Origin of the sequence: Staphylococcus sp. MZ3, from assembly GCF_018622755.1 — a bacterium.
Lineage (GTDB): Bacteria > Bacillota > Bacilli > Staphylococcales > Staphylococcaceae > Staphylococcus > Staphylococcus aureus.
In genome coordinates this window covers 2,058,901-2,072,537 of the sequence record NZ_CP076026.1, presented here as the reverse complement: position 1 = coordinate 2,072,537, position 13,637 = coordinate 2,058,901, and the positions used below count along the sequence as shown (strand labels likewise).

The following is a 13,637-nucleotide window of genomic DNA, read 5'->3' as shown; positions in this document are numbered from 1 at the left end:
TGATAGACGAGTATGATTCGTTCCAAATAAATATTAGAGCGTATGAAAATATGTTAATTTAAGACGCCTTCCATTAGTTGACTAAACTTATGAGAGGCGTCTTTATTATGTGCTGATGTGTTATTGAGATTCATAAATCATTGTGGTGCGGAAGTTATTGTATTGCCCTTAATATGAGAGTACATCAACTTCTATAAGTAATGCATATTGCGAGTGCAGGAATGAATGAGTGCTTGATTAAAATCCTTATGGGTGGTTGACATAATTAAAAGAAACCACATTTAAAATTTCTTAATCACAAGCGGTTAACTAGGTATAGTTTAGTTTTGAGTAGATCTTTTTAAAGGTGTACTTGTGCATTTTACTTAATTAAAGACATAAGACATTTAATGGGCCTAAAATAAATAAAAAACAAAAAACTACCTGTTTAGGTAGTTTTTTAAATGTAATAAATTAAAACACTAGTTCATTTCTTGTTAAAGATGGATAGTTATTTTATAGATAAATTTGTCCTTTAGTGTAGCGGTAATTTTTAGGACTTTTTGGTGGTATAAATGTTCTTAATAAAGTTAATAGTCCTACTTTACCGCAAAGCATAACGAATATAATAATTATTTTAGTAATACCATGATATTCTGTGGTAAGGTTCATACTTAACCCGACTGTTCCAAATGCAGAAACCACTTCGAATAATAACTTGATTAATGATATGTTCGGATTAATTATCGATAATATAAAAGTAATGATACTGATAAATAGAAATGAGATATTAATGGTAACAATAGATAGTTTTATATGTTTGTCAGATATTTCTTTATTGAATACTGAAACATTATTTTCTTTACGTATATAATTTAGAACAAATATAAACGCCACTGCAAAAGTAGTTATTTTAATTCCTCCAGCTGCACTGAGAGGGGCACCACCAATAAACATAAGTAACATTAACATTAAGGCGGTAGATTTGTTAATGCTTGCTATATCAATACTGTTAAAACCCGCTGTTCGTGTTGTTACTGATTGGAAAAAAGAATTTCCGATTTTTTCAACTAGTCCCATATGTTGCATAGTATTAAACTGTTCTAATAAAAAGAATGTAATAGCTCCTATAATTATTAGGATACTAGTTGTAGTTAAGACTAATTTAGAATGTAAAGATAATTTACTCAATTTTTTACAATTAATAAAGTCTATTACGACAAAATGTCCAATACCTCCAAATATTATGAGTATTGAGATTGTAATAATGACAATTGGATCACTAGAATAATTTATTAAGTTATTCTTAAAAAGGGCAAATCCAGCATTATTAAAAGCTGATACTGATGTAAATAAGCTTAAAAATAAACCTTTGCCTATACCAAATTTTGGTATAAAAGATAAACACAAACAAATCATACCAATTAATTCAGTGACTAAACTATAAATAGCCAAGTGTTTAATTAGCTTAATAACACCACCAGGTTCGTCAATATTCCATGTAACCATAATCAAGAATCTATTTTTCATTGATATCTTTCTATTTAAAAATACTAGTGTCAATAGGGTTACGGTCACGATACCCAGACCACCTATTTGAATTAATAATAGTATTACTATTTCACCAAGTATATTAAACTGTGATCCTATATCAACTGGGGATAGGCCAGTAACTGTAAATGCACTTGAAGCTATAAATAGGGCATCTAAAAAAGATATTGGCTTTTTACCAGTAAAAGGTAAATACAATAAAAGTGCACCTATGATAGTTGTAGAGAAGAAAAGCATTAAATAAAAATATAAAGGTTTGTGGACTTTGTTCATTTTAATTTCATACTCCTTTATATTATAAATTAATAATTAGATAATATCATAAATGAAAATAGAAATGTTACTGATGTGTATTACTAACAGGCGTTGACTAATTCTTTTAATATTTTATAATTGAAAATGAATATCAATTGAAAAACAAAAGGATGATATTATGAAAAGATTAATTGGAATTTTATTATGTAATTTATTTATTTTGACTGCGTGTTCAGCATCTGTCGATAAAACAAGTAACTCGACAAAGACTACAGACTATAAAATTGAAAATGGTGAAACACTGAAAGTACCAGAGAAACCTAAAAGAGTTGCTGTATTAACTGGATTTTATGTTGGTGATTTTATAAAGTTAGGAATCAAACCAATTGCTGTTTCAGATATAACTAAAGATTCTTCAATTTTAAAACCTTATTTAAAAGGGGTTGATTATATTGGAGAAAATGATGTTGAAAGAGTTGCTAAAGCAAAACCAGATTTAATTGTTGTAGATGCTATGGATAAAAATATAAAAAAATACCAAAAAATAGCGCCAACAATCCCATATACATACAATAAATACAATCATAAAGAAATATTAAAAGAAATAGGCAAGTTGACTAATAATGAAGATAAAGCTAAAAAATGGATTGAAGAGTGGGACGATAAAACTAGAAAAGATAAAAAAGAAATTCAAAGTAAAATTGGTCAAGCAACAGCATCTGTGTTTGAACCAGATGAAAAGCAAATATACATATATAACTCTACATGGGGTCGTGGTTTGGATATTGTTCATGATGCATTCGGTATGCCAATGACAAAGCAATATAAAGATAAATTACAAGAAGATAAAAAAGGCTATGCTTCCATTTCAAAAGAAAATATTAGTAAATATGCTGGTGATTATATATTTTTAAGTAAACCTTCGTACGGAAAATTTGATTTTGAAAAAACACATACATGGCAGAATATTGAAGCTGTAAAAAAAGGACATGTAATTTCATATAAAGCAGAAGATTATTGGTTCACAGATCCTATTACATTAGAACATTTGAGAAGTAAATTAAAAAAAGAAATTTTAAATAAAAAATAATAGAAATAAGTTGTAAAAATTTTCTTATGCATTGGTACTAATGTTTTTAAGGAGTGATTAAATGAAGCAACTGGTTGGAATTCCCGAATCAATGTTAATTCCTTTGATAGCTCGAGCAAAAGAGTACGAAAACGAAAAACCAATAATAAAAGACGCACTATCTAAAAAAATATTTGATGGTTTAGATGATATGTACAAAAATGTTACATGTGATGACATGTCTCAAATTGGAATTAGTATACGTACTGTGATAATAGATTGTGTTACTAAGAGGCTTATCAAGGATAATAAAGATTTAATCGTGGTCAATATAGGTTGTGGCTTAGATACAAGGTTTCAAAGATTTAATAAAGAAAAAATATCATGGATAGATTTAGATGTACCAGAATCAATAGAAATACGAAAAACATTTTTTAAAGAAAGTAATAGTTATAAGATGATATCTAAATCTATGCTAGATTACAGTTGGATTGATGATGTCAAAAATTATAAATTTTTTAATAGTAAGTCAGATATATTGTTTATTATTGAAGGTGTATTGATGTATTTTGATGAGAGTGTAATGACTCAATTATTGGACACTATTATCAAAAAGATGGGAGATCATAATTTGACATTTGCGATTGAATTTTGCTCAAAAACAATTGCGAATAATACAAAGAGACATCAATCGGTATCAAAGTTATCCTCACAACCTGTTTTTAAATATGGTTACAATGATTTAAAAAAATTGAATGAAATTTTACCAAATACAATAAGAGTAATACATGAATATAATTATTTTGACTATTATAAGAATCGATGGGGCTTATTTGGATATTGTAGATTTATACCTTATTTAAAAAAAGGTTAAACAATAAAATAGTACTTATGAAATATAAAGTTCCAAAGAGACAGAGACATTAAGTTCTTAGACAATGTAAAAAAGCTGATTTCTATAAATTATTTGATAGAAATCAGCTTTTTTCAAATGTATTTGATAATTTACAGCTCGTTGAGCTGCTGTTTTCTAGGGATTTATGTCCCATTCCTTTTACGAGAAGGTTTTTACGAGTTTTATGTAACTATTAGAAGCTATCTTTTTATATGACCATAAGTCAATATATGTATAACAAATCAGCACTATAGTTTCAGTTTTACATCACTTAATCAATGAAAATGTGCTTGTTGATATTTGAATATTTACATTCAAACAATATTCATCGCTATTTCTATTAACTTAAATCTCGCAATAAAAAACTGCCAACAAGACGAAAAACATTGCTGACAGTGTACTTCTTATTTCTCTTTTAAATATTTAATGGAAGCCTCTTTAAAAATATCAATATATTTCAGATACATATCTTTTTCAATATATTCATCGATTTGATGTGCCATTAATGGATTACCTGGTCCAAAAATGGCTAAATCAACATTGTCCTTATTATCACCTAAGAAACTAGAGGCATCTGTTGCACCTACAAGCGCCGAAACAAATATATCGTCTTTGTCTACATAACTAGAAGCTACATCTTTAATCGTAGTAATTAATTTGCTATTTTTATCGCTTGTTACAGGTCGGTGATTACTTGGAATATCGAGTGAAAGCTTATTGCTATCCACATTATTAATGATATTTTGGAAAAACGATTCTATAAAGTCGTTATCATACTCAGGAACTGGTCTTACGTTAAATTCAAGTGAAGCTTCATCTGGTACAGAGTTAAATTGTTTGCCGCCATTTATAATCGAACATACAGCTGTAAGACCAGATGCATAATTTGCATCCTCTTCAGAAATTTCTTTTCCTATCAATGATTTAAACATGGGTGCAACATCTAATTCATGTTTAGTATCATGTTTTTTAAGCTCTGAATATTTTTCTTTAAATTGATTATAAAATTCAAGCAGTGTATCAATTGCATTGTCACCAATAAATGGAACTGAGCTATGGACAGTTTTACCAGTTGCAGTTACTTTACATGACATAGACCCTTTATGTGCATAATAAATTCCAGATCCAGTTGGTTCAGCAATAATTAAGCCATCTACATCGTCTAAATAGCCTTTATCAGCCAATAATTTGGCACCTTCTTGTTCTTTCTCTTCGCCAGCAGTAGCTAGTAATCTTATCGTTCCTTGAGGTAATTGATTTTGTTCTTTTAATTCAATGAGTGTGATGACCAAAGCCATCAGACCGCCTTTCATATCTGTTGTGCCTCGACCATATAATTTGCCATCTTTTTCTGTGAGTTGAAAAGGGGAATAAGTCCAATTATCTTGATTTCCTGCATCAACAACATCCATATGACCACTCAATGCGAGTATAGGTGAGCCGTTACCGATTTCTGCAACGATATTGGCGCGGTGTTCATTAACTTTCAAAATCTCAGATTTAATATCGTACTTGTCGAATAAATCTTTTAAATAATTACAAACGTCTATTTCATTATTATTTTCAGTTTGTAGTTCAACAATATCTGCTAGTAATTGAATTTTTTCTTTTTCACTAAAAGTTGTCATTAAGCTCACACCTTTTCAAAGTAGTATATATATTTATATAAACATAATTTTTATTCTTAAACATAATTTAAAATGCAGAAAGTAGTGTGTTATTTGATTTCGTTCTATGAAATTTACTGTCTAGTATCTACGATCTTATTAACACTGATATCGGCTATGCTTAATTTTATAGTAAATTGTATGAGAAAGATGCAGGATATTATTTAGCTAATAATTATATATAAATTTCAAATCGATGGTTATTAACTACTAAATAAAAATATTTGCTAAATTAATGACTTTGTACACACATTATTTTTAAAGAGGATAAAGTATTTAATAATATTAACAAAATCATTTAATAAATAGTTAAATATATATTCTCTGTTTTTGTGATATTATTCACATGTCGATACATATCAACAAATATCAATCATACGAAAGAAGGTTATAACAATGAAAAATAAAAAACGTGTTTTAATAGCGTCATCATTATCATGTGCAATTTTATTGTTATCAGCAGCAACGACTCAAGCAAATTCAGCTCATAAAGACTCTCAAGACCAAAATAAGAAAGAACATGTTGATAAGTCTCAACAAAAAGACAAACGTAATGTTACTAATAAAGATAAAAATTCAACAGCACCGGATGATATTGGGAAAAACGGTAAAATCACAAAACGAACTGAAACAGTATATGATGAGAAAACAAATATACTCCAAAATTTACAATTCGACTTTATCGATGATCCAACTTATGACAAGAATGTATTACTTGTTAAAAAACAAGGCTCAATTCATTCAAATTTAAAGTTTGAATCTCATAAAGAAGAAAAAAATTCAAATTGGTTAAAGTATCCAAGTGAGTACCATGTAGATTTTCAAGTAAAAAGAAATCCTAAAACTGAAATATTAGACCAATTGCCGAAAAATAAAATTTCAACTGCGAAAGTAGATAGTACATTTTCATATAGCTCAGGTGGTAAATTCGATTCAACGAAAGGTATTGGACGAACTTCATCAAATAGCTACTCCAAAACGATTAGTTATAATCAGCAAAATTATGACACAATTGCCAGCGGTAAAAATAATAACTGGCATGTACACTGGTCAGTTATTGCGAATGACTTGAAGTATGGTGGAGAAGTGAAAAATAGAAATGATGAATTATTATTCTATAGAAATACGAGAATTGCTACTGTTGAAAACCCTGAACTAAGCTTTGCTTCAAAATATAGATACCCAGCATTAGTAAGAAGTGGCTTTAATCCAGAATTTTTAACTTATTTATCTAATGAAAAGTCAAATGAGAAAACGCAATTTGAAGTAACATACACACGAAATCAAGATATTTTGAAAAACAGACCTGGAATACATTATGCACCTCCAATTTTAGAAAAAAATAAAGAAGGTCAAAGATTAATTGTCACTTATGAAGTTGATTGGAAAAATAAAACAGTTAAAGTCGTTGATAAATACTCTGATAATAAATCATTTAGAGAAGGATAAAATCGAAGGGAAGGATTACAAATGATTAAACAACTATATAAAAATATCACAATTTGTACGTTAGCACTATCGACTACTTTCACTGTATTACCAGCTACTTCTTATGCAAAAATTAATTCTGAAATTAAAGCTGTTTCTGAGAAGAATCTTGATGGTGATACTAAAATGTATACTCGTACAGCTACAACAAGTGATAGTCAAAAAAATATTACTCAAAGCTTACAATTTAACTTCTTAACTGAACCTAATTATGATAAAGAAACAGTATTTATTAAAGCGAAAGGAACAATAGGTAGTGGTTTAAGAATTCTAGACCCAAATGGTTATTGGAATAGTACATTAAGATGGCCTGGATCTTATTCAGTTTCAATTCAAAATGTTGATGACAACAACAATACAAATGTGACTGACTTTGCACCAAAAAATCAGGATGAATCAAGAGAAGTTAAATATACGTATGGTTATAAAACAGGTGGAGATTTTTCGATTAATCGTGGAGGGTTAACTGGAAATATTACAAAAGAGAGTAATTATTCAGAGACGATTAGTTATCAACAACCATCGTATCGTACATTACTTGATCAATCTACGTCACATAAAGGTGTAGGTTGGAAAGTAGAAGCACATTTGATAAATAATATGGGACATGACCATACGAGACAATTAACTAATGATAGTGATAATAGAACTAAAAGTGAAATCTTTTCTTTAACACGAAATGGAAATTTATGGGCGAAAGATAATTTTACGCCTAAGAATAAGATGCCTGTAACTGTTTCTGAAGGGTTTAATCCAGAATTTTTAGCTGTTATGTCACATGATAAAAAAGATGAAGGTAAATCAAAATTTGTTGTTCATTATAAAAGATCAATGGATGAGTTTAAAATAGATTGGAATCGTCATGGTTTCTGGGGCTATTGGTCTGGTGAAAACCATGTAGATAAAAAAGAAGAAAAATTATCAGCATTATATGAAGTTGATTGGAAGACACATAATGTGAAGTTTGTAAAAGTACTTAATGATAATGAAAAGAAATAAGTAATAAAAGTTGCCTGCTACATAGAATGTAGTAGGTAACTTTTATTTATATTTGAATAGATAGATTTATTATGATGTGCAGTGTATGAATCTTGTTTAAGTGCAGACGAAGTATCTATATTAATGAAGAAATATAGGAGTGGAACAGAAATGATAAAGAGCCACTAATGATTTATTATGTAGTGGTTCTTACACATTAGCCACAGCTAATATGTACTTAAAAATAGGAATACATGAGTAAAACTCATGCATAAGAAATACTAATTTCTAAAGAAAAAGTATTTCTTTATGTTGGGGCCCCGCCAACTTGCATTGTCTGTAGAAATTGGTGTTCCAATTTCTTTTCGAAATTCTCTGTGTTTGGATCACGCAGTCAACTAATACCATAACATTATAGAGCCTAGAACTTGATTTATGTCCTAGACTCAGTCAATTCAAATTTTAACAATATAACTCGCTTCGTCCTTTTAGAACGAAGCGAGTTATTAGTTAGTTGAGCACTATTTACTATAGGCTTTGATTGGGTAATGATCTGAAAAATCATTGTAAACGTAGTAATATGGGAACGCATATACATCCCATGGCTTAGGTTTTTCAGTCACAACTTCATTTACTAATTGTTTTGGTTGTTTATGATCCTTATCTGTAAATATATAGTCTAAATGTTCTGGTTTGCCATTAGGGTAATTATATTTAGCAATAGAATTTGATTGAGGGTCCCATGTGCTATTATGACCTGCATATAGAACATCATTTACATTCAAGTTTTTAAACATATCTTTGAACTCTGGAGTGCCTTTATTAACATTAAGGTCGCCACCTATATATACCGTTTCATCTTTAGGGATATTTTTCTTTTTAACAAAGTCACTGATTTCTTTCATTTGTTCAGCTCTAATTTTTCGATCATGTCCAGCACCACAACGTGAATCTTCAGATTGTGTATGTGTACCGATAACGTGAACGTTCTTACCATTTTTCTCTATTTTTGTATAAACAAAGCCTTTGTTGCTATCATTATCAAATCCACAACCGCTTTTGAAAACATGCTGGATTTTTTCTTTAATAGGATATTTACTTACAATCGCTACGCCACCATCTTCAGCAACAGTTGATGAGTAGCTACCTTCAGTTTTGTCCCACCCTGATTGAGAACGACCGAGTACAGGTGTTTGGTAAGGATATTCTTTTTTCACATTACTTAATAATTTATCTGATGCACCATTATCAAATGCTTCATTGAATATTACGACATCATTATTTTTAATATAAGAAGATTGTCCGATTAAATCAGCGCGTTTATATTGTCCCCAGTTTGGATACAAAACGGTCGATAACATATAAACGTTATGACTAACTAACTTCAAATCAGTATCATCTTTCTTAGATTCGGCTTTGGCACTATTGTCAGTAAGTGCACCAACTAATAATAAATTTGCTAATGCAAGTGTTGCAACTTTTTTTAGTGAATTGGATTTTGTTTTTTTCACCATCATTATCACTCCTTTTATATAGCTTACAACAAAATAGATGCAAAATTGATTAACTAAATTTAAATTAATTATTAAATCGAATTTATATTTTTAAGTAAATGTTTTTTGAGTATAAAGATGCTGTAAATATAATTGACAAATATAATCGGAATTAAGAAATGAAGATTGTTATGACATTTAAGTTTGAAACTTGGTATAAACAAAATCAAACAACATTTTAGGTATTGTAAATTAGTTAGTTAATCAAAATTAAAAGAACTTTTAACAGTGTTAAAAAATTATTGTTAAAGATAATTTATTATTAATATTCAGTTAATTCAAAAAATAGAGAAAGTCTGGCTATAATAAAGTTGCAATCACGAATTACATAAAAAAGGAGAGATAATTTATGAAATTTAAGTCATTGATTACAACAACATTAGCATTAGGCGTTATAGCATCAACAGGAGCAAACTTTAATACTAACGAAGCATCTGCCGCAGCTAAGCCATTAGATAAATCATCAAGTACATTACACCATGGACATTCTAACATCCAGATTCCATATACAATTACTGTGAACGGTACAAGCCAAAACATTTTATCAAGCTTAACATTTAATAAGAATCAAAATATTAGTTATAAAGATATAGAGAATAAAGTTAAATCAGTTTTATACTTTAATAGAGGTATTAGTGATATCGATTTAAGACTTTCAAAGCAAGCGGAATATACGGTTCATTTTAAAAATGGAACAAAAAGAGTTATCGATTTGAAATCAGGTATCTACACAGCTGACTTAATCAATACAAGTGACATTAAAGCTATCAGTGTTAACGTAGATACTAAAAAGCAACCTAAAGATAAAGCTAAAGCAAATGTTCAAGTGCCATATACAATCACAGTGAACGGCACAAGCCAAAACATTTTATCAAACCTAACATTTAATAAAAATCAAAATATTAGTTACAAAGATTTAGAGGGTAAAGTTAAATCAGTTTTAGAATCAAATAGAGGTATTACTGATGTTGATTTAAGACTTTCGAAGCAAGCGAAATATACAGTTAATTTTAAAAATGGAACGAAGAAAGTTATAGATTTGAAATCAGGTATTTACACAGCGAATTTAATCAATTCAAGTGATATTAAAAGTATCAATATTAACGTAGATACAAAAAAACATATCGAAAATAAAGCTAAAAGAAACTATCAAGTTCCATATTCAATTAATTTAAATGGTACATCTACAAACATTTTATCGAATCTTTCATTTTCAAATAAACCTTGGACAAATTACAAAAATTTAACTAGTCAAATAAAATCAGTACTGAAGCATGATAGAGGTATTAGTGAACAAGATTTAAAATATGCTAAGAAAGCTTATTATACTGTTTATTTTAAAAATGGTGGTAAAAGAATCTTACAGTTAAATTCAAAAAATTACACAGCAAACTTAGTTCATGCGAAAGATGTTAAGAGAATTGAAATTACTGTTAAAACAGGAACTAAAGCGAAAGCAGACAGATATGTACCATACACAATTGCAGTAAATGGCACATCAACACCAATTTTATCAAAACTAAAAATTTCGAATAAACAATTAATTAGTTACAAATATTTAAACGACAAAGTGAAATCTGTATTAAAAAGTGAAAGAGGTATCAGTGATCTTGACTTAAAATTTGCGAAACAAGCAAAATATACAGTATATTTCAAAAATGGAAAGAAACAAGTAGTGAATTTAAAATCAGACATCTTTACACCTAATTTATTTAGTGCCAAAGATATTAAAAAGATAGATATTGATGTTAAAACAGGGTCAAAAGCGAAAGCGGATAGCTATGTACCATATACAATTGCAGTAAATGGCACATCAACACCAATTTTATCAAAACTAAAAATTTCGAATAAACAATTAATTAGTTACAAATATTTAAATGACAAAGTGAAATCTGTATTAAAAAGTGAAAGAGGCATCAGTGATCTTGACTTAAAATTTGCGAAACAAGCAAAATATACAGTATATTTCAAAAATGGAAAGAAACAAGTAGTGAATTTAAAATCAGACATCTTTACACCTAATTTATTTAGTGCCAAAGATATTAAAAAGATTGATATTGATGTAAAACAATACACTAAATCAAAAAAAAAATAAATAAATCTAATAATGTGAAATTCCCAGTAACAATAAATAAATTTGAAAACATAGTTTCAAATGAATTTGTGTTCTATAATGCAAGCAAAATTACAATTAATGATTTAAGTATAAAACTTAAATCAGCAATGGCAAATGATCAAGGGATAACTAAACATGACATAGGACTTGCTGAACGCGCAGTGTATAAAGTGTATTTTAAAAATGGTTCGTCAAAATATGTAGACTTAAAAACTGAGTATAAAGATGAAAGAGTATTTAAAGCAACTGACATTAAAAAGGTAGATATTGAACTTAAATTCTAATCTTTAATTTTATAATAAGGCATCTCACAATCGTGGGGTGCCTTTTACATTTGTAGAGATGTGATGCTTGAATGTTTGAAGTGATTTGCCAAAAGTTATATAAATTGGTTCTATAATAAATCGGACTGATAGAAAAAGTTTTTTACTTTTCATCTGTCCGATTTTTTGATTTTGTTAGGAGAGATGTATAAAACTAATTAGGTATAGTGTTTGACAAGTTGCTGAATAAAATATATCTTATGATACTTTGAAAGAAGGAATAATTTTAAAAATAAAAAACCAATAATCCGAGTCATACTCATCAGATTATTGGTTGAAATTAATTATCTTAAGTCATCAATCGCTTTAGCAATTGAATCAAATACATGTGGGATATCTTCTTTTTCTACACAGCTAAACGCAATACGAATATCTGTTGCATTAAGTGCAATAACACCAATTGAATATTTTTCAATTAAATGTTTACGAAGTTCTTCAGGGTCAACATCATGAACTTTTATTGCCATAAAGTATCCAGAGTTAAAGTCATAGGCTTGCCAATGTGAATGATATTGATCAGCATAGACAACTTCCTTAGTGACTTCATAGCGTTCTTTTAATGTTTGAATATTTTGTTCGATTTCTTTATCTAATTGTTTATTATTTTTTAATACATGCTTAACAGCGCTTTGTGTTGGAAGAGGTCCACTAGAAATGTTACTTCGTATAAGACCTTTTACTTTGGCTTCTAATACTTCTTTAGTTGTTTGATCAGACGTTCCAAATGTCATAAACCCAACACGGAATCCCCATGCGAAAAATTCTTTTGTTGCACCATCTAAACGAACAGGTAATATTGCATTTGAATTTAAATTAGATAATGCAGTAAATAATGATTGAGTATACACATCTTCATAGAATAAACCATAGTATGCGTCATCCACAACAGCTATAACTTTTGTACCTTTATCAGCTAATGCTTTAATTGCATCGACGATGGTAGTCACTTCTTTATGCGTAGGTGTGTAACCTGTCGGATTATTAGGATAATTTAAAATCATAATGACTTTATCTTTATTGTATGATTGTAAAGCTTCTACAAGTGAATCAGTAGTATAATGCCCGTCTTTATCAAAGATAGGATATGTTTGAAGGTTTGCACCATTTCTCGTATTGAAAACAAGTTTGTAATTACCCCAATTATGATCTGGTAACAAGATAGTGTCACCTTGATTTACAAATAAATCGCCAACTAAAGATAAACCATGTGTTAATGCATTCGTAACAATTGGTAGTGACATGTTGTCGATTGATAGCTCTGGATTGTCACGCAACATTTTTTGTTGCCATAAATCACGTAATTCTTCGATGCCTTGTGGTGGCGCATAAGGGAATATTTCATCTGGAGTTAAATCATTAAACATTGCATCTAAAGATGATGCAAACATTTTTCCGTCTTTGTTTGTCGCCATACCTATAGTTGCATTATATGTTGTACTCTTTGCTTCAGCAGATTGAGATAAAATGCCTTTTGGATAAAACATATTTTGACCTAAGTCAGATAACATTGCAAAGGCAGTTGCATTTGACTGTTGAAGTTGTTCATTTAAGCTTTGGGCTAAAGGATTCATTATTGCTTAACCTCTCTTTAAAAAAATTGTATGCCTATATATTATCTTCAATTATACCAAAGATAAAGTGTTGTTGGTGAATTAACGAATAATATGTAAAATCTGCTGCCAAAATACGAACATATGTTCTGTTTTTATGTTAGAATAGGTGTAGGTCATCCTTCAGTATGATACTTTAGTCGAACGGAGGTG

The 13,637-nt window shown here is 29.2% G+C and carries 9 protein-coding genes and 1 pseudogene; 6 read left to right on the top strand and 4 right to left on the bottom strand.

Annotation, left to right across the window (positions count from 1 at the left end):
• Positions 1–495: 495 nt before the first annotated feature.
• Positions 496–1,803, bottom strand: coding sequence for a TrkH family potassium uptake protein (locus KI230_RS10130; protein ID WP_001045085.1), 1,308 nt, complete (start codon positions 1,801–1,803; stop codon positions 496–498).
• 160 nt (positions 1,804–1,963) lie between these two features.
• On the opposite strand from KI230_RS10130, the gene KI230_RS10125 reads away from it, so the two are divergent.
• Positions 1,964–2,875, top strand: a complete 912-nt coding sequence (locus tag KI230_RS10125; protein ID WP_000825510.1) for an iron-hydroxamate ABC transporter substrate-binding protein — start codon at positions 1,964–1,966, stop codon at positions 2,873–2,875.
• 61 nt (positions 2,876–2,936) lie between these two features.
• A pseudogene (locus KI230_RS10120) lies at positions 2,937–3,781 on the top strand (class I SAM-dependent methyltransferase).
• A gap of 372 nt (positions 3,782–4,153) precedes the next feature.
• Here KI230_RS10120 and KI230_RS10115 read toward each other — a convergent pair.
• On the bottom strand, positions 4,154–5,377 hold the full coding sequence (locus KI230_RS10115; RefSeq protein ID WP_214958262.1) for an ArgE/DapE family deacylase: 1,224 nt from the start codon (positions 5,375–5,377) through the stop codon (positions 4,154–4,156).
• A 435-nt stretch (positions 5,378–5,812) separates the two neighbouring features.
• On the opposite strand from KI230_RS10115, the gene lukH reads away from it, so the two are divergent.
• Together lukH and lukG are read left to right on the top strand one after the other, a co-directional pair.
• Positions 5,813–6,865 carry a bi-component leukocidin LukGH subunit H gene (lukH, locus tag KI230_RS10110; RefSeq protein ID WP_000791404.1) on the top strand — a complete coding sequence of 351 codons (1,053 nt, stop codon included), beginning with the start codon at positions 5,813–5,815 and terminating at the stop codon, positions 6,863–6,865.
• A 21-nt stretch (positions 6,866–6,886) separates the two neighbouring features.
• A complete protein-coding gene (lukG, locus tag KI230_RS10105; RefSeq protein WP_000595401.1) occupies positions 6,887–7,903 on the top strand; it encodes a bi-component leukocidin LukGH subunit G in 1,017 nt (338 codons plus the stop codon).
• Positions 7,904–8,403: 500 nt separating this feature from the next.
• Here the strand turns inward: lukG and sph are convergent, their stop codons facing one another.
• Entirely contained in the window at positions 8,404–9,396 is a 993-nt protein-coding gene (sph, locus tag KI230_RS10100) for a sphingomyelin phosphodiesterase (RefSeq protein WP_078369135.1), read from the bottom strand.
• A gap of 388 nt (positions 9,397–9,784) precedes the next feature.
• On the opposite strand from sph, the gene eap reads away from it, so the two are divergent.
• Both eap and KI230_RS10090 read left to right on the top strand, forming a co-directional pair.
• Positions 9,785–11,530, top strand: coding sequence for an extracellular adherence protein Eap/Map (gene eap, locus KI230_RS10095; protein WP_001823221.1), 1,746 nt, complete (start codon positions 9,785–9,787; stop codon positions 11,528–11,530).
• Between the two features lie 14 nt (positions 11,531–11,544).
• Complete coding sequence (locus KI230_RS10090) at positions 11,545–11,835, top strand: MAP domain-containing protein (RefSeq protein WP_000671712.1); 291 nt, start codon at positions 11,545–11,547, stop codon at positions 11,833–11,835.
• A 323-nt stretch (positions 11,836–12,158) separates the two neighbouring features.
• Here the strand turns inward: KI230_RS10090 and KI230_RS10085 are convergent, their stop codons facing one another.
• Positions 12,159–13,445 carry an aminotransferase class I/II-fold pyridoxal phosphate-dependent enzyme gene (locus KI230_RS10085; protein WP_214958261.1) on the bottom strand — a complete coding sequence of 429 codons (1,287 nt, stop codon included), beginning with the start codon at positions 13,443–13,445 and terminating at the stop codon, positions 12,159–12,161.
• Positions 13,446–13,637 lie beyond the last annotated feature (192 nt).

Excerpts from the sequence above, each read along its gene's own strand:
- KI230_RS10130 (WP_001045085.1), bottom strand. The coding sequence starts at position 1,803 with ATGAACAAAGTCCACAAACCTTTATATTTTTATTTAATGCTTTTCTTC.
- KI230_RS10125 (WP_000825510.1), top strand. The coding sequence starts at position 1,964 with ATGAAAAGATTAATTGGAATTTTATTATGTAATTTATTTATTTTGACT.
- KI230_RS10115 (WP_214958262.1), bottom strand. The coding sequence starts at position 5,377 with ATGACAACTTTTAGTGAAAAAGAAAAAATTCAATTACTAGCAGATATT.
- lukH (WP_000791404.1), top strand. The coding sequence starts at position 5,813 with ATGAAAAATAAAAAACGTGTTTTAATAGCGTCATCATTATCATGTGCA.
- lukG (WP_000595401.1), top strand. The coding sequence starts at position 6,887 with ATGATTAAACAACTATATAAAAATATCACAATTTGTACGTTAGCACTA.
- sph (WP_078369135.1), bottom strand. The coding sequence starts at position 9,396 with ATGGTGAAAAAAACAAAATCCAATTCACTAAAAAAAGTTGCAACACTT.
- eap (WP_001823221.1), top strand. The coding sequence starts at position 9,785 with ATGAAATTTAAGTCATTGATTACAACAACATTAGCATTAGGCGTTATA.
- KI230_RS10085 (WP_214958261.1), bottom strand. The coding sequence starts at position 13,445 with ATGAATCCTTTAGCCCAAAGCTTAAATGAACAACTTCAACAGTCAAAT.